Raw genomic sequence first — 24,618 nt, forward strand, 5'->3', positions numbered from 1 at the left:
CTCAAAGTGCATGCAGGCGACGGTAGAGTATACTGGAGAACTCATCGGCAAAGGTTTCATAGTTGCTTAGCAGTGTTTCCGACTGCGCCGCATAGCGGTTGTAAGCAATAACAGCTGGAATAGCGGCGAACAAACCAATTGCCGTTGTGATCAATGCCTCTGAAATTCCCGGCGCCACCACCGATATTGTTGCATGGGGTACAGTAGCTAGACTTCGGAACGTATTCATAATTCCCCAAACGGTGCCAAAAAGACCCATATAAGGACTGGTAGAACCTACCGTTGCCAAAAATGGCAGATGCTTTGCCAACTTTTCTTCTTCGCGAGACATCGCCACCCGCATGCGTCGCTGGATGCCGTTCATGACCACATCGGGATCGGCTTTTCCCTGCTGGGTAAGGCGGGTAAATTCTTTCAAACCGGCACGAAAAATATTTTCGACACCACAATTTTCATTTGGCTGCTGGCTGACTTCGCGATACAGTTGTCCTAGGTCGGCACCCGACCAGAAGCGCTCTTCGAAAGTACGCATAGAGCGCTGTGCCGCACGAATCACAGAGCGGCGCTGAAAGATCATCACCCAGGAAACAAATGAGGTAATCATGAGCGTCAGCATGATAAGCTGAACGATAAAACTGGCCTCTACTACAAGAGACCAGATGGATAACTTGTCTTGCACGGTTCTCTCCTAACCTGACAGAAGGCAGGCGCTCACAATAGCAGCCGTATAAATTAATACAAGTAGCTGTGAAGCATGAATAAGCCGCAAGAACGTTTTTTTTGCAGAATACAGGCTGTTACGTTGTTAGTTTTTGCTTTCGCAGGACAAACAGCAACTGGTGGTCGGTTCAGCTTTCAGGCGATTAAGTTCTATAGCTTCGCCACATACCTTGCATAGACCAAAATAACCATTATCAATCCGTTTTATAGCTTCCTCACAAGCTCGCAGCTCGACCAACAAGGCTGCTTGTTTTTTTTCACTTCCCGATGCAGCCAACAGCTCTTGTTTAAGCGTTGTATGGAGCTGAACCAGCTCACGACGACAGTCACTGGCGAAGCGATCTTTAGGTAAAGCCAACATAGGCACCATCCCGTTACTTTTATCGATCTTTATTCGACAATAGTAACAGCCCGTTGGCCTTAAACCTTGATCAGGATCATGCAGACACTTATTCGGTATAGGGTTTTTTAATGCCGAAATGCAAGTAGGCATGATCCGTGACCACCCGCCCACGGGGTGTTCGCATCAGAAAACCTTGCTGTATCAGATAAGGCTCTAAAACATCTTCAATGGTATCGCGCTCTTCGCTGATCGCAGCCGCCAGACTTTCCACCCCCACCGGGCCACCACCAAATTTTTCAATCATCGCCAGCAACATGCGCCGGTCCATATGATCAAAGCCTTTTTCGTCCACATTCAGCATATTCAATGCCAGATCAGCTAGTTCACGGGTAATCGCACCATCTCCGCGTACTTCAGCATAATCACGGGCTCGACGCAGCAGACGGTTGGCAATACGCGGTGTCCCCCGGGCCCGACAGGCAATTTCACGTGCGCCCTCGGGATCAATTGGTGTAGACGTTAAGCGTGCAGCCCGACTGACAATGCGCGTCAAGTCTTCAACAGAGTAGAATTCCAACCGCTGCACGATGCCAAAACGGTCCCGTAGGGGTGAAGTCAACAGGCCTGCACGCGTAGTGGCGCCCACCAGGGTAAAAGGTGGCAGATCGATCTTGATAGAACGGGCTGCGGGCCCTTCACCTATCATAATATCCAGCTGATAGTCTTCCATCGCCGGATAGAGTATTTCTTCCACATTCGGGCTTAGACGATGAATTTCGTCGATAAACAGCACATCGCCCGCTTCCAAATTGGTTAGCATGGCGGCTACATCACCAGCTTTTTCCAGAACCGGCCCGGAGGTGCTGCGGATTTGCCCCCCCATCTCATTAGCAATGATATGTGCCAGGGTGGTTTTACCCAGCCCCGGCGGGCCAAAAATCAAGGTATGATCCAACGCCTCAGACCGATTACGCGCCGCATGGATAAAAATCTCCATCTGTTCACGCACCACCGGCTGACCTTCGTAATCCTGCAAGGTTTGCGGTCTGACCGTACGATCCTGCTTTTCCTCAACAGGGCTGGTCGCAACCGGTGTTATAAAACGGTCGGCTTCTATCATTGTTGTTACTCATTTATTAACTGATCATGGACCGTAACGCCAGTCGAATCAGTGCTTCGGCACTGGCTTCCGCGTCCAGAGAACGGCTGGCTTGCTCAATGGCCTGCGTGGCCTGGGCGGGCTTATAACCCAGGGCGATCAGCGCTGTTTCCGCCTCCCGACGTTCATCCACCACCGCTACAACTGGCTGTCTGGCTGCTGCCGCATCTTGCGGCGTCCGAAGCCCGGCTGGCACGGCACTGAAGTGTTTAAGACGATCTTTCATTTCAATAATCAGACGCTCAGCCGTCTTTTTACCAACGCCCGGTAGTTTTACCAAGGTTGCCACATCTTCATACTCTACACAGCGGATAAATGCATCACCACTGATACCCGACAGAATGGTCAGTGCCAGCTTAGGTCCCACACCATTGGTTTTAATCAGCTCGCGGAACACACTGCGCTCCTGACGATCGGTAAAGCCATACAACAACTGGGCATCTTCACGTACTACCAGATGCGTATAAAGGGATACTTCCAGACCGATATCAGCCAAGCGGTAGAAGGTGTTCATCGAAGCTTCCACCTCATAACCAACCCCACCAACGTCCAACATCAGAAATGGAGGGTATTTTTCCAGTAATACGCCACGCAAATGACCGATCATAATTATTTATCACCCTTGGACTTTATTGATATCAGTCGGCGTTTTTTTCGCCCAGTTAGTACACGCCGCGGCGTACGATCTATGCCTGTGACCACAAACACCGGCAAACGAAAGCCAGTAAAGATGGCCAGCATACGAATGCAGAAAATCAATGCAATAGCTGACAAAGCGAGTAAATTCGGCTGCATTTGTCCTTGCATGAGCACATAGAAAGTGGCGCCGATCAGAGCGCAAGTCGCATAAAACTCTTCATGCTGGAGAATACCCGGGATACGTCCAGTGAGTAAATCCCGAATAACGCCCCCCGCGCAACCCGTACTGACACCCATAATCACAGCAATCAGGGGCGAAAAACCTAGCCCCATCGCTTTTTCAGCACCAGCAATGGCAAACAGCGCCAAACCGGCCGCATCAAGCACCAGTAAGGCCCGTCGCGGCAACATCCAGAAGCGACAGTAAACAAAGGTCAGCACGGCCGCACCTATGGCCGTCCACAACAAGATCGGATCAGCAATCCAGATCAACGGATGTGCATTCAGCGCCAGATCACGCAGAGTACCGCCACCGAGCGAAGTCGCCAGCGCCAGCACCATAATACCAAACAGATCAATCTGCTTGCCGCGTGCAGCCAACACACCGGTAACCGAAAAGATCGCTATGCCAAACAGATCAGCATAGTAGACAAAATTTGCAATTTCTATCATCGCCAACGCCCACCGCGCCCGCTATGCTGACCCGCTACGCTGATCAATGAACGGCGTGAATGCGCATGGCACAGCGCAATAGCAAGTGCGTCAGCCGCGTCAGCTTGAGGTAAACCAGGTAATTTAAGGATATGCGCCACCATGTGTTGCACCTGACTCTTATCAGCCGCACCCGAGCCAACCACAGACTGTTTCACTTTTCGTGCCGAGTACTCATAGACGGGGACAGATTGATTTGCCGCAGCAACAATCGCTACGCCTCTGGCCTGGCCCAGTTTCAGTGCCGAGTCGGCATTGCGCGCCATAAACACCTGCTCTATGGCAAACTCCTGTGGCAGATAACGTTCAATAATCTCATGCACACCGGCGTACACCTGCTGCAGCTTATCAGCCAACTCACCCTCACGAATACGGATGCAACCACTGGCAATGTATTCGTTATGCCCTTTTAGTGAATTGATCACACCATAGCCGGTAATGCGCGATCCAGGGTCTATCCCGAGAATGATCATATCAACAGGACCAACCATCACTAGAGGCAAGGATCAAAGCATCGCCTCTTCCGGAATGTCAGCATTGTGGTATACGTTCTGAGTGTCATCCAGATCTTCCAGCACGTCCAGGAGCTTCAATGCCTTTTGACCAGACTCAACATCTAACGCTACCGTTGTGGAGGGAATCATACCCACCTCTGCATGAACCGGTTCAAGCCCTGATTGCAGCAGCGACTGCTTCACCTCCATAAACTCAGTGACGCTGGTAAATACATCAATCGAGCCATCGTCATGGGACACCACATCGTCTGCACCAGCTTCAAGTGCTGCTTCGATAATCTGATCCTCATCAACACCATTATCAAAGGTAATCTGGCCTTTTTTATCAAACAGGTAGGAGACGGAGCCATTAGTGCCCAGGTTGCCGCCATGCTTACTGAAAGCAGCACGTACCTGCGATACAGTCCGGTTAACATTATCGGTCATGCACTCAACCAGTATCGCTACGCCATTGGGGCCATAGCCCTCATAAGTCAGCTCGTCGTAATTATCACCGTCTCCCCCACCCGCGCCTCGCTGTATGGCTTTTTCAATGGTGTCTTTTTTCATATTGGCGCCAAGCGCCTTATCAACAGCCGCCCGCAAACGTGGATTATCGTCCGGCACGCCGCCGCCCTCTTTGGCGGCTACCGTCAATTCACGAATCAACTTAGTAAAGATTTTACCGCGCTTGGCATCCTGAGACGCTTTGCGGTGCTTGATATTGGCCCACTTGGAATGACCTGCCATAACCTCTTACCTCATTAACAAAGAAGGGGCCGCTAAGCCCCGTTCGTTCTTCGTAGTTTTCACTTCACCGTCTGTCTTCCTGGAGCGATATATCCTTTAAGGACTTATACGACAACCCAGGTGCCAAACAGTGATATTCACCTTGTCATCAGGGCGTCTTGCGCAACTTGATATTCAGTTCGCGTAACTGTGCGGCACTGACTTCACCCGGCGCATCGGTCAACAGACAGGCAGCGCTCTGTGTTTTCGGGAAGGCAATCACCTCACGAATAGAGGCAGACCCAGTCATCAACATCACCAGACGATCCAGACCAAAGGCCAAACCACCGTGTGGCGGCGCGCCGTATCGCAGGGCGTTGAGCAGGAAGCCAAATTTTTCTTCAGCTTCTTCATCGCTAATGCCGAGTACTTTAAATACCGCCCGCTGCATGACCTGATCATGAATACGCACCGAACCACCACCCAATTCAGTACCATTCAGTACCATATCGTAAGCACGGGACAGCTTACCCTCAGGAGCCTCAATCAGCTCATCCGGGCTGCAGCTGGGTGCCGTAAATGGATGATGCAAGGCGGTCAGGCCACCATTATTGTCTTCTTCAAACATCGGGAAGTCGACCACCCATAGTGGTGCCCATTCCTGCGTGAGCAGGTTCAGATCTTCACCCACTTTAATACGCAACGCGCCCAAGGCTTCATTAACTACCTTGGCCTTATCCGCACCAAAGAACACCAGATCGCCGTTCTGGGCTCCAACACGCTGCATGATCTGCAGTGCTACATCTTCACCCAGGAACTTCACAATCGGTGATTGTAGCCCTTCAGCACCGTTTTCCAATGCATTAACCTTGATCCAGGCCAGGCCTTTAGCACCGTAGATGGATACAAATTTAGTGTAGTCATCAATCAGTTTACGCGTCAGTTCGGCTCCACCCGGCACTTTCAGGGCGGCTACACGTCCTTTAGGGTCAGTGGCTGGTGCGGCAAACACTTTGAAGTCAACACCCGCCACCAGATCAGCCACATCGACCAATTCCATCGGATTACGCAGATCCGGCTTATCGGAACCATAGCGCTGCATCGCCTCTGAGTAAGGCATGCGCGGGAAGTCTCCCAGATCCACATTCAGCTGTTCCAGGAACAGGCCACGGATCATCTGCTCAGTAATCCCCATGATACCTTCTTCGTCCATAAAGGAGGTTTCTATATCGATCTGAGTGAATTCCGGTTGACGATCAGCACGCAGATCTTCATCACGAAAGCACTTGGCAATCTGATAGTAACGGTCAAACCCTGACACCATCAGCAGTTGCTTGAACAACTGCGGTGACTGTGGCAGCGCGAAAAAATGCCCTTCGTGGGTACGGCTAGGTACCAGATAGTCACGCGCACCTTCGGGTGTAGCACGCGTCAGAATTGGCGTTTCAATATCCAGAAAACCATTTTCTTCCAGATAGTTACGGATATAGTGGGTAATTTTTGAACGGAAACGCAGTTTACGTTGAATCTCCGGACGGCGCAGATCAATAAAGCGATTGCGCAGACGCACATCTTCGCCCACCTGCTGATGATCATCCAACTGGAAAGGTGGCGTATCTGACTTGTTCAAAATCACTAATTCTTTGCCCAGTACTTCAATCGCACCGGTTGGCATCTCCGAATTTTCGGTACCTTCAGGGCGGGCACGAACCAGTCCTTTCAACTCAATCACATATTCATTACGAACACTGTCAGCCAGGGCAAAGCTGGCTTCACGATCCGGGTCAAACACCACCTGGGTGATGCCTTCACGATCTCTGACATCCAGAAAGATAACGCCACCATGATCCCGACGACGGTGAACCCATCCTGAAAGTGTAATGTCCTGGCCGATATGTTCTTTACGAAGATCGCCGCAATAATGGCTGCGCATGATTGATTGTTCCTGTATCTGTCACTGTAAAAGCAAAATAGGCGCAGAATTATACCCTATATTGAGGGCGCTGACAGCGGTGTAAGGCCAATATGTTCGTTTAGGATTTCAGATAGCCGCAAGACCGATTACCAGCCACCCCCACCGCCGCCACCACGACCACCACCAGACGAACCGCTACTGCTACCTGAACTAAAACTACTCGAACTCGAGCCTCGCGAACCAGTGCTTTTAATTACAGTGGCTTGATTAATTGAGCTAGCTAAAGCAGATGCCAGTGCTGCATCTGGAAGAGACAAGCTACGGCTGGAAAGCCCTGTATATTTATACGGCTGCCCTTGCCTTTTCATGTTAGCAAATATCATAGTGAAGCGATCCGTCCAAGGCTGCTCTAAATCCAAAGCCATGGCATAAGGAAACAAGCGTTCGAATAGCTCTGGTGTTTTTTCAGGAGGATGTTTGAGCTGCCACTCATCTTGCTCTGCCACGGTAAGATAAAGTTTAAACCCTTCCATTTTATCCAAAAAATCTCGACCAGCGAGTGTTGGTGCTTTTATCAACTTACTAAACACATGATGTATTATTAAAAGCAGCAGCAGTGCAACCACATTTATCAGCGAAGTACTCATAATCAAAGCAAAAATCAAAAACACCACAAAGAAAAATAGAGTTAACATAAAAATCAAAAGGGCAACAAAATCCTTTATAGAATGGAAATCTATTTTAACTTCAAATGGGCGAAAATTCTTCACAAACCAATCCAGAGCAAACGTAAACAATGTCATCCATAAGGATAAAAACAGAACCAAAATACCTATTTCTATAAACGGTTTGGACGCCACAAAAGATATTAACGTAAACAATGTAATCAATATGCCTGGTAGCAAAAATTGTCTGTTATTACGAAAATACTCTTTATCACAATGCTGCCTTAACGCCTGTCGATTGGCCTCTATAGCAGCCTGAATTTGCTCTTGGTTTTCCTGATCAAAATCCACAGTCGTTGATAGCAAATCTTCGAAAAGACTTTCCAATAAAGCCTTTTCAGCAGGACATAGATCATCACTAACAGCTTTGTCTGTTCGCTTTGCGGCGTAATTGGATTCTTTTTGCACCAAGATGAGGTATCCCTTGGTGGCTAAACTAACCAGCGCCGTGCTAAAGGTTTTAGTATCAATACCTTGGTTCATAATGTAACGAATGGCACCCGGAGAGTAACCAGCCGGAGGGTCGTACTGCGGGATAATAACACCCGGTTTTGGATCTCGGCCATGAGCCAGCCAAATAAACAGATAAAATATTACTAACGTAAAGAGCCCCATAAGAAGGACCACGGTATCTTGATTATCGCTTATATACCAACCAAACCGCTGCAAAGGAGTTGGATGCTTAACAACGCCTTTCGGCCAGGTCACAACAATACTAAGCCCTTCGCCTTTAGCCAATCGCTGAGTGGTTTCAAAATAAATTCCTGTTGTATTTATTTCGCTTTGAAAGAGTTGATCTTTAGAACCGAGAGGCCCGGTGTAGGCTTCAGCGCTAAAATCATCGGACACAGCACCTTCAGGCAAGTGTACCTTGGCACTAACGCGGTCAATCGGCAACTCCCACTTATTACCATTGACATTCCAATAGAGCTCATCATAGTCATCAAAGAAGCCGAGGTGTCGTTCAATCACATAGGATATAGTATAGGTATACTCACCGGGTTTCAGCAGACGATTTCTATTGCCTATGTATAAATCGAGATATCGTCCTCTTGCTTCAACACGAATAGGCTCCTGCTCACCATCACGGGCTACACTTATAATAGCTATAGGGGTTTCAATGTAGCTTCCAAAAGCACCCCTATAACGGGTCGGAATAGTGCGGTAGATGCCGCGCTTAATCGACATTCCTTCAGAGCGCACTTTGATCGTTTCAATGACCTTCATGCTGCCATCTTCACGAACAGTCATATCGCTGTGAAAATCGAGAATGCGCTCGTCAGCTCCAGCAGATACCGCTATCAAAGAAAAAAACAGCATTAGTATTAAACGTTTCATAGAATCCCTTCACAAAATCATGTTACTTACAGTTGTGCAATAAAGGTTTCAAAGGCCTCTCTTGCCAGATGCACCTCTGCCTCAGCCTGTTTTACCGAAGCATTTAAGCTATGCAGTTCATCCTCCTGCTCGCTGAGCTGATTCACTAACCGCTGGTAAAGCGCAGATCCAGGCTCCAGCACTTCAAGATTCGCCCGAATGCGTGCCTGCTCTTGATAAATACTCTCTATAGCTCCTTTTCGATCTTGCAGGCTACGCTCAGCACGAGACCAAGCTTGACGCAGGCTCGCCGCCCGTTCAACCTGAGACTTTAACTCCACGGATAACTGTGCCTGACTTGACCAATAGAAAAGTTGAGTTTCTGATAAGGCCGCTAATTGAAAATGCTCCCAATCAATCTTTACTTCCTTTACCAGAACAGGCTGTTCTGAATGTGCTAACAGATCTACCGCTAGCCGATAATGTTCCTCTGTTTGTTCAAGCCGCTCTGCATCGGATTCCAGCTCCCAGCCTTGCTGACGTGGATGAACGATCACTAAATTTCGATCCTGAGCCGACTCATTGATGGCATGATAAACCGTTTCGCGCTGTCGAGTCTGTTGCAACATCAATACACCCTGCTCTATTTTACCCTGCGTCAGCTGCGTTTCCTGCTGGGTTGTTTGAGGTAGAACCTGAAGGTCTAAATCAACAGCATAACTGATGAGCCGCTTTGCCCCAGGTGGAATATGATCAATTCGCGCATCGCCCACATAGCTTTGCCCCATCATCACGGTCATAGGGCCCTCAGGTAGCGGCTTATCTGATGTGTTCGCTAAATACGCCCCGCGCAAAGGATGACGAGGATGTACACTGGTGTCATAAATGGAAACCGGTGCGATCTCCACCGAGGCATTCAAAATGGGCAACATCGCCGATTGCTGCCGAGACAAACTGACATTTTCAAGTCGATACTCAAAGTGCGAGCCAAGATCCTGTCCCTCGACCGAGGCCATCGAACCAGCTTTAGGGGCGGATTCCATACTGGGTGCCGGTGCTCGCATAGGGGCTGCGGCTACTGCGCGTAAAGGCACGAACTCTTCATCTAGAGCGGCACCACGAGCGAGGGCATAGGCTTGCGGCGCTATACCTTCAAAGGCCACTGACTCATACACCGGACGATCAATAAAACGAGACTGGTAAAGGTCTTCAATAAAGCTCAGGGGGCGACCACTGATTAAGGCCAAACTAATATTCTGCCAGTCCTGGTCACTGGCATTTTCCACCAAGGCCCAGGTTTGTAAGCTAGCCGCTTTACTGTCTGACTCATTGAGTAATAAACGATAGCTGGTTTTCCAGACGGGTGCTGCTGCCACATAGGTCACCGCCACGTCACGCTCTCCTTCACCCTCAAGATAAAGGTTGACGGCTTTGCGCTCATTGTGGCGATCTTGTGCCAAGGCGTTTAATGCACGATTCAGGTCAGCTTGCAGACGCGTATCGGTCAATTCGAAGCGGCGTATTTGATCCAGGCTTAAGCTTTCCAAGCCGGTTTCGGTTACCAGATTAAGGTAGTCTAATTCTGCGAATTGATCAGCCACTCGCAAGGTGCGTCTATCGGCCCCAAGGATACGCCCTGTTAACAGACTGCCTTGCAGGGTTTCAACCTGAATGGCTTGACCGCGTAATTGAGTAAACACCTCCACCCAACCAGGGTTGCCAGATAGATCAACACGCAAACTGGATAACGTACGATCCAACGCTGACTGACCCGGATAACTCACACCCAGGATTCGACCATTTCCCTGGTCCCAGAAAACCAGGGATTTCAACAGATCATTCATTTCAGTTGAACTGGCCTGAAGTTGCACTTGAACCGGCCCATCGACCTTGCCACCTTGTTGGAACAATCCCACACCCGAGGTGGAAAGCACAACGCGTTCAATGGGTAACACAGCCTCAGGAAAGGTTTGAGAAGCCCAAGCGCTTTGGCTTAGGCTGGCAACAACCCAGAAACTGGCACTCATTATCGACACGGCAGGCAAGCACCGCTTCAAGTAAGCAGGATATTGAGGGGGCAAAATCATGAACACTCTCCCTAATTCATGAGTTAAATTAATTAGCCTAGCTTAGCATTTGCTGGTCATATTCATTATTTTCTATCTAATCCATCCATAGCACACAGGGTGCCATCACCTTCTAATAGGCGGTACATGGCTTGCATCACGGCAGGAATATCCTTGAACATTCCGACATTATCTGAAAAATTTTAGGCTAAAGAGTTAGTTACGCCAAGATCAAAACAGCACACGAAATGCTAATCTGATAATTTAAATGCCAGCTCGCCATCCAGCAGCACTTCAAGTTTCCGACTGATTTCCTCGGCCTGTTCGGCTGTGTAGGGTCGCGCCTCGGCCACACCCCAGACAGGTCCTGGCCAGGCGATATCATCCTCATAGCGCACAACATGATGCAGATGCAGCTGCGATACCATGTTACCCAATGCGGCAACATTCATCTTGCGTGCCATAAACAAGTCGGCCAGGGTTTCGCTCAACGCCGACGATTCTTCAATCAACTGCGCACGCTCCGAGGCTGACAAGTGATAGACTTCGGTAACACCTGCGCGGCGCGGCACCAGAATAAACCAGGGATAGTTGGCATCATTCATGAGTAACAAGCGGCACAGGGGAAAGTCGCCCAGAACCCAGGTATCGGCCTGCAAGCGTGGATGGAGTTCAAATTCAAGTTCCAGTTCGTCCATTGGACTCTCCTTAGGATATTAAATACGGCCTTATGATATAAAAGGCCGGATCACAGCGTATAGAGTTCGTTAGATTCACTTTTTACACTAAACCAGACAGAACATCATGTATCAAATACGCTTTTGCGACAGTATAGACAAGATACCCGCCAGCACCTGGGACGCGCTTTGCAACACCGACTACCCGTTTATCCGGCACGCTTTTCTTAAGGCACTGGAAGACTCAGGTTCGGTATCCGCGGCTACCGGCTGGCAGCCCATGCATATGCAGCTATGGCGCGGCGATGAGGTGGTCGGGGTCATGCCTCTATATATCAAAGACCACTCTTACGGTGAGTATGTGTTCGACTGGAGCTGGGCGGATGCCTGGGAGCGTAACGGACTGGATTATTATCCCAAACTGGTGACAGCTATTCCCTATACGCCCGCGCAAGGACCCAGGTACGGCAGCCAACTGCCAGACGCCGAAGTCTGTCAGGCTTTTTATGCCGGTATCCAACAATTAGGACAACAGATTACAGCCAGTAGCTGGCATGGTTTATTTGTCACCGATTCGCTGCACACAACCTTTGCAGCCCAAGGCTGCTCCGCGCGTATGGGGCTGCAATACCACTGGTTTAACCGCGGCTATCATAGCTTTGACGATTACCTGAGCCATTTCAGCTCACGCAAACGTAAAAATGTACGTAAGGAACGCCAGAAAGTACAAGATCAAGGCATTGAGCATGACTGGGTCAGCGGCAAGGATCTGACCGATCAGGATATGCAACACTTCTGGATTTTTTACCAAATGACCCACCTCAAACGTGGGCGCCGAGGCTATCTGACACGAGCTTTTTTTGAGCAGTTACGCCAATCACTCGCTGACAAGCTGGTGTTCTGTTTTGCCCGACAGGGTGATAATACGCTCGCTGGCGCGCTGTTTTTTCGTGATAGCACCACCCTGTATGGGCGTTACTGGGGTTGTACCGAAGCCTTCGACAGTCTGCATTTTGAAACCTGCTATTATCAGGGTATCGACTATGCCATCGCGCAAGGGCTTGAGCGCTTTGATCCAGGCGCCCAAGGTGAACACAAAATCGCCCGTGGCTTTGAGCCGGTGCCTACCTGGTCAGTACACCATATAGAACACCCGGGATTGCGTACCGCCGTAGAGGATTTTGTTATCAAGGAGGCCACGCAACTGCGACTCTATCAAGCGCAGTTGCGTGAAGGATTGCCCTTTCGTCAGGTTGACTAATCAGCGCAGCCCAAGATGTTTGGCATGAAAACGCAGATGCGATTCAATAAAGCTGGCGATAAAGTAATAGCTATGATCATAACCTGGCTGGTAGCGTATCTCAGCCGAAAAGTTCATCACCTCACACGCCGTAATCAGCCGATCAGTTTTCAGTTGCTCATCTAAAAAGTTATCGGCTGTGCCCTGATCGACCAACAGCGGTAGCGGTGTTGCGCCACTGCGGATAAGCTCGACACTATCATAAGCTTTCCAACTGGTCTCATCACTGCCCAAGTATCCACTAAAGGCTTTCTGGCCCCAGGGACATTCACAGGGATTCACTATTGGTGAAAAAGCGCTGGCGGATACAAACCGACCGGCATTACGCAGCGCCAGCATCAGTGCGCCGTGGCCACCCATGGAATGACCACTGATGGCACGCAACTCAGTCAAGGGCATTGCACTTTCAAGCAGCTCGGGCAGTTCCGTCAGGATGTAATCATACATGCGGTAATGCGTTGCCCAAGGCACCTCGGTGGCATTGACATAAAACCCGGCACCCAGACCAAAATCATAGGCACCCGCTTCATCGTCAGGCACTCCTTCGCCCCGCGGACTGGTGTCGGGCATGATCAGCGCCATACCCAGCTCAGCGGCTACCCGCTGCGCACCCGCTTTGGTGGCAAAGTTCTGGTCGGTACAGGTCAATCCGGATAACCAGTAAAGTGCGGGGACCGGATGCTGCTCTGCCTGAGGCGGCAGAAACACGCTAAACTGCATAGTACAATCCAGCACCGCAGAGCGGTGTTGATATTGATTCTGCTGCCCGCCGAAACAGACCACACTACTGAGTAATTCCAGAGATTCATCAAGCCTATCAGTCATATTACATCCTGTGGTTGTTGGGTGAAGATAATCCAACCAGGGCAACCCCTGGCTGGAGACGGCATCGAGATCAGTAATGCACTACACTGCGAATGGATTTACCCGCATGCATCAGCTCAAAGGCTTCATTGATATCTTCAAGCGGCATGGTGTGAGTAATAAAGGTATCCAACTCATACTCACCCTGCATAAAGCGATCAACATAACCCGGCAGCTCAGAGCGACCTTTCACACCGCCGAAGGCACTACCGCGCCATACCCGGCCGGTGACTAACTGGAAGGGACGGGTGGATATTTCCTGGCCAGCACCGGCCACACCAATAATGACTGACTCACCCCAGCCTTTGTGGCAACACTCCAGAGCCGCACGCATGACGTTAACGTTGCCAATACACTCAAAGGAGTAATCCACACCGCCATCGGTCATTTCAACAATCACATCCTGAATAGGCTTGTCATGCTTGCTCGGATTGACACAGTCGGTGGCACCGAGTTTTTTGGCTATCTCAAACTTGTCTTCGTTCAGATCGATGGCAATGATTCGACCGGCTTTGGCCATCACCGCACCGATGATAACCGCCAGACCTATGCCGCCTAATCCGAACACCGCGACAGTATCGCCTTCTTTGACCTTGGCGGTATTGGTCACAGCGCCCATACCGGTGGTGACACCACAGCCCAGCAGGCAGACTTTTTCCAGCGGTGCGGCCTTATCAATTTTTGCCAGAGAAACTTCTGCTACTACCGTGCGCTCGGCAAAGGTCGAAGTGCCCATGTAGTGAAAGATTGGCTTACCATCTTTATAAAAACGGGTGGTGCCATCCGGCATCAAACCCTTGCCCTGGGTAGCACGAACCGATTGGCACAGGTTGGTTTTCCCAGACAGGCAGAATTTACATTTGCCACATTCGGCGGTGTACAGCGGAATCACATGATCGCCCACTTCTACACTGGTGACACCCTCGCCGACCGCTTCAACAATACCAGCCCCTTCATGCCCCAGGATGGCTGGAAAAATACCTTCAGGGTCTTCGCCCGACAGGGTAAAGGCATCGGTATGACAAACACCGGTAGCGACGATACGTACCAGCACTTCACCTTTTTGCGGTGGCATCAGATCCACTTCCTCAATACTCAAGGGCTGCCCCGGTCCCCAAGCGACCGCTGCTCGTGTTTTAATCATTTCCATGTTGCCTCCAGTATTTCATTATCGTTATCGATTCCGCGCCATTATAAATTTTCACAGCACAGTGATTGCAGCTTCAGTTGAAAATGACTCTTGCTATACTGAAACAATCACTTATTGACTAAAGGTCCCGATAGGGTGAATTAACCCCAATCTGGGTCAACTGGATCAACTCACGCTCTATCGCATCCCAGTCCAGCGGCTGACGGGCAATGATTTCCACCCGAGAATCACGCCGGTAGCTGATATGATCATAGTCCATTTCAGCGCCCACACGATTGATAAACACCCAGGGCAACCCCAGACGAAACGCCCCTTTAATCCGCTCTGCACCTTCAATCCCAGCCAGCAGCGTTTCCAGCTCATCAAAGGGGAAAATATCCTCCGGATGAAAAACCCAGCCACAACTGACCCGGCCCAGGCCTTCACTCATTTGACGCACAGGGCGACAGGGCTCAGGTTGCGGCGGTGTTATGGTTTCGGGCACTGGGTGGTGATGCTGATGCGTATCATGATGCTGATGCGAAGCTGGAAACACCGCCTGAAACAGGCCATCACGGACACAATCCAGCAGTGCCGCATCAAAATGCCCCTGGCGGGTGGTTAAATAGTGTTGCTTGGGTGGATAAAGCGACTGAACCAGGTTCTCCAGAGCCTTTAAATCTTCGTCTGTCGCCAGGTCAGCTTTATTGGCAATCACCACATCGGCCATATTGATTTGATCAAGGAAGGTTTGATCCTGATTGAGATCGGCATCAGCCAATTGGCGCGGATCAACCAGACAGATGACCGCTCGCAGATCAAGATGCTGCTTAAAAAAGGGTTTTCGCAGGGTATCCAGGATACCAGCAGGATGTCCCATGCCGGTAGGTTCGATCAGTAAACGATCAAAATGTTGAGACTCCAGCAGCGTTTTCAGACTGGCATGTAGCTCACTGCCGAGCTGGCAGCAAACGCAGCCGCCCACTAACGGCGTCAATTGCAGATCATCTCTCACTTCAATAGCCAGTGGATCAACGCCCACCTGACCAAATTCATTGACAATAATGGCCCAGTTTTCATGCTGTGGTTTTTGTGCAATCAGAGCCTTGATCGCCGTAGTTTTACCACTGCCAAGAAATCCGGTAATCAGGTGCGTTGCAATTTTAGATGCCATGATTGTGCTCAATTTCCTCAACTAGATAATCGATAAACATACGGACCTTGGAGGACAAATGGCGGTGCTGAGGATAGACCACCCAGATTGCAGAATCTTTAAAGGCAAAATCCTGCAGCACCGGCACTAATTCACCACTTTCCAGGTACTCTGTGATGTAATAGGCGGGCAACTGTACCAGACCTAGCCCCTTAAGTGCGGCATCCAATAATGCAATACCCGAGTTGGCATGCAAGCGCCCCTGCACCCGAACTTCACGACGCGTTCCCTGATCTGAAAACAGCCAGCGATCCCGAGACCCAAGCAAGCACTGGTGTTTGGCGAGGTCCGCCAGCGTTACAGGTTTCCCTTGTTGAGCAAGATATGCGGGCGAAGCAACCACCAGCTCTTCACGCGTCCAGAGGCGACGCGCAATCAAGGATGAATCTTCCATGGGTCCAATACGTATGGCCAGATCATAGCCCTCTTCGATCAGGTCTACACGGCGGTTGGTCAGGTGCAGGCGGACTTCCAACTGTGGGTGCAACTGCATAAATGCATTGATCAACGGGGCGATATAACGCTCACCAAAGGTATACCCGGCAGTGATTTTCAGCACCCCGCGCGGACTGCTCTGCAAATCATTAATCGCTGATTCGGCTTCTCTGAAGCCTTCGAACAGATGTTTGCAATGCTCATAGTAGAGTCGTCCGGCATCAGTTAATCTGATCTTTCGCGTGGTACGGTAAAGCAACTGTGTCCCTAATTGCTGCTCCAGCTTCACTACCAACCGACTGATATGGGATGCTGATACATTAAGATGCCGGGCTGCTGCCGAGAAAGTGCCCAGCCGCACCACTTCAGTGAAGGCTTCTATCCTGTCCCAATGATTCATTATCACCCTTATTCATGCATTGAATCTTTAACGATTTATTATTGCTATATAGCAATAGTTATTTTATGTATGCAGCATAAAAATTACATGCCTATTTGCGACATTTGCATTACATTTAGGTTTGAACGTGCCCGAAAACGACATCGAGGTTCAGTGCATACTGACTGTATGCCAGCCATTATAAAAATAACATGTCCGACACCCGGATTACCGGTCCGGTGTGCAATGCTGACAATACAACCTGGAGTTATGTCAATGTCCTTTACCCCCAAGGGTGCAGCTACGCTGTGCAAATCCATCGACCCTGCCAAAAAACCGATTACCATCGGCTTTTTGTTAATGAACAATTTTACCCTGATTTCACTCGCTTCCGCGATAGAACCCCTGCGTATGGCTAATCAGCTGTCCGGAACAGAGCTCTATCAATGGTTTACCCTGACACCCGGTGGTCAGCAGGTGCAGGCCAGTGACGGCCTCACTGTCACACCGGATACCCCTATGGAAGAGATGCTGGCACTGGATATCGTCATCGTTTGTGGCGGTTATGCTGCTCAGCATAGTGCATCCAGAGAGCATTTTAGCTGGTTACAACAACAGGCTCGCCTGCACCGTAAGCTGGGTGCCATCTGCACCGGCAGCTGGGTACTGGCACAAGCGGGTTTACTGGATCACTATGAAGCCAGTATTCACTGGGAGTGTATTGCTTCGTTGAAAGAAGCCTTTCCCAAGATTGAGTTGTCATCACGACTGTTCAGTATAGACAGAGACCGTATGACCTCATCAGGGGGCACCGCTCCCCTGGATATGATGTTGAACCTGATCGCCCGTGAGCATGGCAAAGACCTGTCAGCTGGTATCTCGGATATGTTTATTTATGACCGTGTACGTAACGAGCAGGACCAACAACGCGTGCCGCTCAAGCATGTTTTAGGCTCTACCCAGCCGAAGCTGCTGGAGATCGTTGCGCTGATGGAATCTAACCTGGAGGAGTTGCTGACACTGGATGAACTGGCCAGCTACGCCAGCCTGTCACGTCGGCAACTGGAGAGGCTGTTTCAGAAATACCTGAGCTGTTCGCCCTCACGCTATTATCTGAAGTTACGCCTGGTTCGGGCCAGACAATTGCTGAAGCAAAGTGGCTTGTCCATTATTGAGGTGGCTTCCGCTTGCGGGTTTGCGTCCACACCGCATTTTTCCAAATGCTACCGTGAATATTTTGGTCTACCTCCACGTGAAGAACGCCTGGGAATGACCAACCATCGTCCACTCAATCCAGTGCTGCACAGTCAGAAGCTGCCACCGGAACTGGCGGCGGGTGCTACAGGTCAAACACCAGCACCTGAAGTCAGAGTTTCAGCCGCGATGAAAGCTCTGGCTCAGGCTCGTGACGAACCCACGTTTGCGAGTATTTTGTTGCACTGATCTATCTGATCCACAACTCCTGCCCAGCGCAAACACAATTTTTTGTGCTGGGCAGTTTTCAGGTCATCAACACTCAATCGCATTCACTGCCAGACCTCCCCGGGAAGTCTCCTTGTACTTATCCTGCATATCACGGCCGGTGTCGCGCATGGTACGGATGACCTTATCCAGTGAGATAAAGTGTTCACCATCGCCACGCAGTGCCATCTGAGCCGCATTTATGGCCTTGATTGATGCAATGGCATTGCGCTCGATACAGGGCACCTGCACCAGGCCTCCAACCGGATCACAGGTTAAACCAAGATTATGCTCCAGACCTATTTCAGCGGCATTTTCCACCTGAGAAGCGGTGCCACCCAGGACTTCGCACAGGCCTGCTGCGGCCATGGCACACGCCGATCCCACTTCACCCTGGCAACCCACTTCTGCACCAGAGATAGACGCGTTTTTCTTGCACAGAATGCCCACAGCACCAGCGGCCAGCAGAAAGTTAACCAGATGCTTTTCAGACGCCGTGGGTTCAAATTGCATGTAATAGCAGAGTACTGCCGGAATAATACCCGCCGCCCCATTGGTTGGTGCTGTGACCATGCGCCCACCGGCGGCATTCTCTTCATTAACCGCCAGAGCATAGACATTGACCCAGTCCATGACCGAGAAGTTACTGGCAATGACGTTTTTATTCTGTTCAACCGCTTTCAGGCGTTCATAGAATGCTGGCGCGCGACGGCGCACATTCAAGCCACCCGGTAATATACCACCGTGTTTCAGACCATTTTCAACACAGGCGTGCATGGCCTGCCAGATAGTCCAAAGACCATCACGTATCTCTTGCTCGCTGCGCCAGACTTTTTCATTTTCGAGCATCAGCTCACTGATCGACAAAGAGTGCTGTTTACACAGCCGCAACAATTCTTCAGCGGTATTGAAATCATAGGGTAATGCAGAGGTATGCAACACCAGCTTATCCTCGGCGGCCTGGGCGGCTGTCAGCACAAAACCGCCCCCTATAGAGTAATAAGTATTCTCATAGATAACCCCTGAATCCCCCAAGGCGGTTATAGACATCGCATTCGGATGGCCTGGTAACACCTCTTCAAGGAAGATCATGTCCCTGTCCCAGTCGAACGCTATCGCTTGTTGCTGATTCAGCAGCAACTGACCACTCGCTAACAGCGCCTCTATCCGCGGTGCGATAACGTCTGGATCAATCTGGGCAGGACGTTCCCCCATTAGTCCCATTATCACGGCACGGTCTGTGGCATGCCCTTTACCCGTTGCTGATAACGAACCATACAGACGCACCTGCAGTTGTGTTATTTGCGGCATACACTGGCGTTTGATCAACTCGTCAACAAAATCACACGCGGCACTCATTGGCCCGACGGTATGGGAGCTGGACGGCCCCACACCAATTTTAAACAGATCAAACACACTGATGGACATGATGATTCTCAACTACCCTATTTATTGTTATAACGTTTAACTGGCAAACACCACTGTCTTGCCTTTTTGCAGAAATACCCGGCGCTCAATATGGTAACTGACGGCCCGTGCCAGCGTTAAACACTCAATATCGCGGCCTTTCTCTATCAGGTCTTCCGGATAGTGGGTGTGGGTTACCGGTTCTACTCCCTGTGCAATGATCGGACCTTCATCCAGGTCATTATTGATATAATGTGCCGTCGCGCCGACCAGCTTAACACCTTTATCATAGGCCTGATGGTACGGCCTCGCACCTTTGAAGCCGGGCAACAATGAATGGTGTATATTGATCGCCTTACCCGATAGTTTTTCACACATTTCGGCTGACAATACTTGCATATAACGCGCCAGCACCACCAGCTCCGCGCCAGTATCCTGTATAACCTGTGACACCTGATCTTCCTGCTCGGCGCGCGTTTCAGCCGTGATTGGAAAATGGTAATACGGCAGTTTATGCCATTGCGCCAAGGGTTCCAGATCAGGGTGATTTGATATGATTGCACGTATGTCGATGGCCAACTGCCCTGTGCGGTAACGGTAAAGCAAGTCATTCAGGCAGTGATCTGATTTAGACACCATAATCACCACTGGCATGCGTGCATCCGGTGCTGTCAGTTCAAACTGCATAGCAAAACCAGCCGCTCGGGGAGCAAAACGCTGCAGAAAGCCCTCGGCATCAAAACCAGACTGCTCTGGTCTGAATTCGACACGAATCACAAATCCCAGACTTTCCTTATCATCAAAAGAGTTCAACTCGGTGATATAACAGTTTTCCTCGCGCAGAAAACGTGTGACCACATCGACTGTGCCGATACGACTGGGACATTGGGCGGTAAAAATCCAGCTACCCTGTGTTCTGCTCATAGACTACCTCTTAATCAGAGTGGTCCGATGGTGTATTTCAGCACGACCGGCCACCCGTGTTTATTATGTTATATTTCGGCATCCAGGCCGAATTCCCGGCTGGCATCCACCAGCCAACGATAGCAGTAATCGGCAAAACTACGGCGCACCACCAGCTCCCAGACATCCTCTGAGGGACGACGAATCACCGCTGTGGCTTTAGCAAAGGTGGTGGTGACGCCCTTACCCACCGGAAAGTTACGTGGATGCACATCGTAACCAGTGGATTTGTGCAGCACATCACGGGCTGCAGGGCCTGTCAGCGTCAACAGCGTCTGGCCACCGCTAATGTTAACCAGAGCAAAATGCCCGGAATACGCCGCTCTGAATGCCTGCTCTGTTTCATATTCACCACCGCCCGGTAACAGAATCAGCCACTCATCCGGTGCAATCCACTGGATACTGCTGCTCTTGTCAGCACTGAGGTGCAAGGCCATGGGTTCGGTGGGTAACGTCATCCCCAACACCTGTTGTACGGCATCACCAAAGGCCTGATCAGCTGCATTACCCCGTAAGGTCAGATAACCCAGAAACGCTTTTTCCCGCAAAATCACACCGGGATTTGTACCGCCCTTTTTACCACTGACATGACTGAGCGGTGACTCAGCACTCACACCGGCACCCGCGCATTGATCAAATACAGCTACGTTAGACATTCTGACGCTCTCCTTTCGGATCCAGGAAAATAGGGCTGACAATCTCGGCTTCATACACCTTGCCATCTGCCATCGGCATATACACTTTCTCGCCCTTACGCTCAGCGCCACCAACCACCAGCGCCAGCGCAAAGCCGTGTCCAAGGGTTGGACTGTAGTAGCTGGAGGTCACATGTCCCATCATTTTCATCGGGATGCGCTGATTTGGATCCAATACAATCTGCGCACCTTCCTGCAACACGACTGTCGGATCAACCGGCTTCAAGCCCACCATTTGCTTCCGATCCTTACGGCAGGTGTCAGGACGGGTCAATGCACGCTTACCGATCCAGGAAAACGGTTTGTCGTAACCGACACACCACTGCATCCCCAGATCTTCTGGCGTCACCGAACCGTCGGTATCCTGACCGACAATGATGAAGCCTTTCTCGGCACGCAGCACATGCATGGTTTCCGTGCCATAAGGGGTCAGGCCATACTTGGCTTCATGCTCGAACAAGGCGTTCCAGACATGCATGGCATAATTGGCCTGCACGTTGATCTCGTAAGTCAGCTCACCGGTGAAAGAGATACGATAAACACGCGCAGGTACATCGGCCACCTGCCCTTCACGGCACTCCATGAATTTAAAGCTGTCTTTGGACAGATCAATATCAGTGATTTCGGCGAGCAAATCGCGGGCACGTGGACCGGTGATGGTCATGGTGGCCCAGTGATCGGTTACGCTGTTGAAATAGACGTCCAGCTCCGGCCACTCGGTCTGGTGCCAGAGTTCCAGCCACTCCAGTATCCCTGCAGCACCGCCTGTGGTCGTGGTCATCAGGAAATGACTATCACCCAGACAGGTAGTAACACCGTCATCCATGACCATGCCGTCATCTTTACACATCAGTCCGTAGCGGCATTTATTCAGTCCCAGTTGTGCCCACTTGTTGGTGTAAACACGGGCCAGGAATTCGCGTGCATCCTTACCTTGAATATCGATTTTGCCCAGGGTTGACGCATCAAGAATGCCAACTTTTTCACGTACCGCCAGGCACTCACGGGCAACAGCCTCATGCATGGTCTCGTTGCCCAGCGGAAAATACCAGGGGCGTTTCCACTGACCAACATCCTCAAATTTGGCGCCACGCGCCAGATGCCAGGCATGCATGGCTGTGTAACGTTCCGGATCAAACAGATCACCGCAGTGACGCCCGGCAATGGCCCCAAAGCTGATACCGGTATAATTGGGACGGAACACTGTAGTGCCGGTTTCAGGGATGGTCTGCCCTAACACCCTGGCTGCTATCGCCATGCCGTTAATGTTGCCCAACTTGCCTTGATCCGTACCAAAGCCCAGGGCAGTGTAGCGCTTGACATGCTCGATGGACTCAAAGCCTTCACGAGTGGCTATTTCAATCCCTGCTGCTGTCACATCGTTCTGAAGATCAACAAACTGTTTGGGTGCACGAGTGGTTGGCTTAAGGTGTGGCACTTGAAACAGCGCGGCAGCTTTGCCTTCCAGTACACGGCTGGCTTTCGGCAGTTTGATATCCACTGGCTGATAGCCACAGGCCTGCAAAGCTTGCCCAGCGGCATTCACGCCGGACTCAAGCACCTCAGCCAATGGGTAGATGGCCGTTGCCCCGCCCGCAGGGAACATCCCTTTAACAGAACCGGGTACAAATCCTATGGCGTCATCATTCCAGACCGGGCGTACACCGGTATGTGCCGACAGATGTACGACAGGGCTGAAACCGCCTGAGCTGGCAATCGTATCGCAAGGCAGATTTTCAGTCGAGCCACTGAGTTGATAATTGTCCAGATCAATACGGGCTACCCGCGCTCCGGTAACACGCTTGCTACCCTTGCCTTCAAACACGGCACTGCCCGTAATAATACGCAGGCCTTTTTGGCGTGCCGCCTTGACGCGATCACCTTCCGGGTTAGCACGGCAATCCACCACAGCAACCACTTCACGCCCGGCCGCATGCCAATCCAGGGCCGCCTGATAACCCATATCATTAGCTGTAGTTACTACCAGCTTGTTACCGGGTGCCACACCGTAGCGACGAATATAGGTAGATACTGCGCTGGCGAGCATATTACCGGGTACATCATTATTGGCATAAACCACCGGACGTTCATGTGCACCGGTCGCCAGAATAACCTGCCTGGCACGGATATGGTGCATACGGCTGCGTACCTGATTTTTATCCGGTGCGGTATCCGCCAGATGCTCGGTGCGCCGCTCATGCAGGGTAACAAAGTTATGGTCGTGATAACCGTTAGCCGTAGTGCGTGGCAGCAAGACTACATCGTCCATGCCTGACAGCTCAGTCACTACCGAGTCAACCCAATGTGCTGCAGGCTGATTGTCCAGACTATCAGCTGAATCCAGCAAGGAACCGCCCAGGGCTTCCTGTTCATCACACAGAATCACTCGTGCGCCACTGCGTGCGGCTATCAATGCGGCCGACAAGCCTGCAGGACCTGCACCGATCACCAGCAGATCACAGTGACGGTTATAGTGATCATAACTATCCGGATCACTTTCCTTGGGAGCACGCCCCAGGCCTGCCGCCTTACGAATCATTTTTTCGTAAGTCATCCACATGGAAGCGGGTGCCATAAAGGTTTTGTAGTAAAAACCTGGCCCCATCATAGGACCACCCAGTTTTCCCATCAGCCCCATGGCATCATTGTTGACGTTCGGCCAACCATTGGTGCTGCGAGCTGAAAGACCTTCATAGAGCGCCTGCTGCGTAGCACGCACGTTGGGCACTTGTGCCGCCTCGGTAGAGCCCAGCTGCACCACGGCATTGGGCTCAGCGGCACCCGCCGCGACAATGCCGCGTGGACGAGAATATTTGAAGCTGCGGTTAACAATATCGACACCATTCGCCAGCAGCGCCGATGCCAGGGTGTCACCTTCATAACCGGTATAACGTATGCCATTGAAGCTGAAATTTAAGGGCTTGCTGCGGTCAATAGATCCGCCTGTAGCGAGACGATTCGGCTGGCTCATTTTTCGCCTCCGGTTGACTGACTCTGTGCGGTTACCTGAGGCTGTTCGCCCATTTTGTAGGTTTCCAGAATTTCATAACTAACAGTATGACGGGTCACATTAAAGAATTTGCGACAGCCGGTCGCATGTACCCACATTTCATGGTGGATACCGCGCGGATTATCCCGGTAAAACAGGTAGTCACCCCACTCTTCATCAGAGCAGTTTTCCGGATCTTTCGGGCGCAGGATATGCGCCTGACCTTTGGGATGAAACTCACTCTGTTCACGATGCTCCCCGCAATAGGGACAATAAATATGTAACATG

The 24,618-nt window shown here is 50.8% G+C and carries 22 protein-coding genes; 2 read left to right on the forward strand and 20 right to left on the reverse strand.

What is annotated here, in order from left to right; all coding sequences use genetic code 11:
- Position 1: 1 nt before the first annotated feature.
- The 11 genes from tolQ to F5I99_RS12155 form a co-directional block, all read right to left on the reverse strand.
- Positions 2-679 (reverse strand): protein TolQ, encoded by a 678-nt coding sequence (gene tolQ, locus F5I99_RS12105; RefSeq protein WP_151056346.1) that lies wholly within the window; start codon positions 677-679, stop codon positions 2-4.
- A 126-nt stretch (positions 680-805) separates the two neighbouring features.
- Entirely contained in the window at positions 806-1,081 is a 276-nt protein-coding gene (locus F5I99_RS12110) for a TraR/DksA family transcriptional regulator (protein WP_191905844.1), read from the reverse strand.
- Positions 1,082-1,169: 88 nt separating this feature from the next.
- Positions 1,170-2,183, reverse strand: a complete 1,014-nt coding sequence (gene ruvB / locus F5I99_RS12115) for a Holliday junction branch migration DNA helicase RuvB (RefSeq protein ID WP_151056350.1) — start codon at positions 2,181-2,183, stop codon at positions 1,170-1,172.
- Between the two features lie 16 nt (positions 2,184-2,199).
- On the reverse strand, positions 2,200-2,829 hold the full coding sequence (ruvA, locus tag F5I99_RS12120) for a Holliday junction branch migration protein RuvA (protein ID WP_151056352.1): 630 nt from the start codon (positions 2,827-2,829) through the stop codon (positions 2,200-2,202).
- A gap of 2 nt (positions 2,830-2,831) precedes the next feature.
- On the reverse strand, positions 2,832-3,533 hold the full coding sequence (locus tag F5I99_RS12125; RefSeq protein WP_151056354.1) for a trimeric intracellular cation channel family protein: 702 nt from the start codon (positions 3,531-3,533) through the stop codon (positions 2,832-2,834).
- Positions 3,530-4,045, reverse strand: coding sequence for a crossover junction endodeoxyribonuclease RuvC (gene ruvC, locus F5I99_RS12130; RefSeq protein ID WP_151056356.1), 516 nt, complete (start codon positions 4,043-4,045; stop codon positions 3,530-3,532). Before ruvC ends, F5I99_RS12125 begins: the two co-directional genes overlap by 4 nt.
- A gap of 33 nt (positions 4,046-4,078) precedes the next feature.
- A complete protein-coding gene (locus tag F5I99_RS12135; RefSeq protein WP_151056358.1) occupies positions 4,079-4,816 on the reverse strand; it encodes a YebC/PmpR family DNA-binding transcriptional regulator in 738 nt (245 codons plus the stop codon).
- Between the two features lie 148 nt (positions 4,817-4,964).
- The gene (gene aspS / locus F5I99_RS12140) at positions 4,965-6,728 is read right to left on the reverse strand and encodes an aspartate--tRNA ligase (RefSeq protein WP_151056360.1); all 1,764 of its coding nucleotides are present in this window, start codon (positions 6,726-6,728) and stop codon (positions 4,965-4,967) included.
- Between the two features lie 128 nt (positions 6,729-6,856).
- The gene (locus F5I99_RS12145) at positions 6,857-8,773 is read right to left on the reverse strand and encodes a DUF2207 domain-containing protein (protein WP_151056362.1); all 1,917 of its coding nucleotides are present in this window, start codon (positions 8,771-8,773) and stop codon (positions 6,857-6,859) included.
- A gap of 26 nt (positions 8,774-8,799) precedes the next feature.
- Complete coding sequence (locus F5I99_RS12150; RefSeq protein ID WP_151056364.1) at positions 8,800-10,839, reverse strand: hypothetical protein; 2,040 nt, start codon at positions 10,837-10,839, stop codon at positions 8,800-8,802.
- Between the two features lie 230 nt (positions 10,840-11,069).
- Positions 11,070-11,516: an HIT domain-containing protein gene (locus tag F5I99_RS12155; protein ID WP_151056366.1), complete on the reverse strand. Its 447-nt coding sequence runs from the start codon at positions 11,514-11,516 to the stop codon at positions 11,070-11,072.
- Positions 11,517-11,622: 106 nt separating this feature from the next.
- On the opposite strand from F5I99_RS12155, the gene F5I99_RS12160 reads away from it, so the two are divergent.
- Positions 11,623-12,756 (forward strand): GNAT family N-acetyltransferase, encoded by a 1,134-nt coding sequence (locus F5I99_RS12160; RefSeq protein ID WP_151056368.1) that lies wholly within the window; start codon positions 11,623-11,625, stop codon positions 12,754-12,756.
- Here F5I99_RS12160 and fghA read toward each other — a convergent pair whose 3' ends face one another.
- The 4 genes from fghA to F5I99_RS12180 form a co-directional block, all read right to left on the reverse strand.
- A complete protein-coding gene (fghA, locus tag F5I99_RS12165; RefSeq protein ID WP_151056370.1) occupies positions 12,757-13,620 on the reverse strand; it encodes an S-formylglutathione hydrolase in 864 nt (287 codons plus the stop codon).
- 70 nt (positions 13,621-13,690) lie between these two features.
- Complete coding sequence (locus tag F5I99_RS12170; protein WP_225307658.1) at positions 13,691-14,800, reverse strand: S-(hydroxymethyl)glutathione dehydrogenase/class III alcohol dehydrogenase; 1,110 nt, start codon at positions 14,798-14,800, stop codon at positions 13,691-13,693.
- Positions 14,801-14,927: 127 nt separating this feature from the next.
- Positions 14,928-15,962 (reverse strand): CobW family GTP-binding protein, encoded by a 1,035-nt coding sequence (locus tag F5I99_RS12175; protein WP_151056374.1) that lies wholly within the window; start codon positions 15,960-15,962, stop codon positions 14,928-14,930.
- A complete protein-coding gene (locus tag F5I99_RS12180) occupies positions 15,952-16,836 on the reverse strand; it encodes a LysR family transcriptional regulator (RefSeq protein WP_151056376.1) in 885 nt (294 codons plus the stop codon). Before F5I99_RS12180 ends, F5I99_RS12175 begins: the two co-directional genes overlap by 11 nt.
- A gap of 255 nt (positions 16,837-17,091) precedes the next feature.
- Between F5I99_RS12180 and gbdR the strand changes: the two genes are divergently transcribed.
- A complete protein-coding gene (gene gbdR, locus F5I99_RS12185; protein ID WP_151056378.1) occupies positions 17,092-18,258 on the forward strand; it encodes a choline metabolism transcriptional regulator GbdR in 1,167 nt (388 codons plus the stop codon).
- Positions 18,259-18,324: 66 nt separating this feature from the next.
- On the opposite strand, the gene F5I99_RS12190 is transcribed toward gbdR, so the two are convergent.
- From F5I99_RS12190 to F5I99_RS12210, 5 genes are all read right to left on the reverse strand, one after another.
- Positions 18,325-19,704: an L-serine ammonia-lyase gene (locus tag F5I99_RS12190; RefSeq protein ID WP_151056380.1), complete on the reverse strand. Its 1,380-nt coding sequence runs from the start codon at positions 19,702-19,704 to the stop codon at positions 18,325-18,327.
- Between the two features lie 36 nt (positions 19,705-19,740).
- Positions 19,741-20,607, reverse strand: a complete 867-nt coding sequence (gene purU, locus F5I99_RS12195; RefSeq protein ID WP_151056382.1) for a formyltetrahydrofolate deformylase — start codon at positions 20,605-20,607, stop codon at positions 19,741-19,743.
- A 68-nt stretch (positions 20,608-20,675) separates the two neighbouring features.
- The gene (locus F5I99_RS12200; protein ID WP_151056384.1) at positions 20,676-21,302 is read right to left on the reverse strand and encodes a sarcosine oxidase subunit gamma; all 627 of its coding nucleotides are present in this window, start codon (positions 21,300-21,302) and stop codon (positions 20,676-20,678) included.
- Positions 21,295-24,312 (reverse strand): sarcosine oxidase subunit alpha, encoded by a 3,018-nt coding sequence (locus F5I99_RS12205; protein WP_151056386.1) that lies wholly within the window; start codon positions 24,310-24,312, stop codon positions 21,295-21,297. The genes F5I99_RS12200 and F5I99_RS12205 overlap by 8 nt, the downstream gene beginning before the upstream one ends.
- A complete protein-coding gene (locus F5I99_RS12210) occupies positions 24,309-24,617 on the reverse strand; it encodes a sarcosine oxidase subunit delta (RefSeq protein ID WP_151056388.1) in 309 nt (102 codons plus the stop codon). Before F5I99_RS12210 ends, F5I99_RS12205 begins: the two co-directional genes overlap by 4 nt.
- Position 24,618 lies beyond the last annotated feature (1 nt).

The organism is Nitrincola iocasae (genome assembly GCF_008727795.1).
GTDB lineage: Bacteria > Pseudomonadota > Gammaproteobacteria > Pseudomonadales > Balneatricaceae > Nitrincola > Nitrincola iocasae.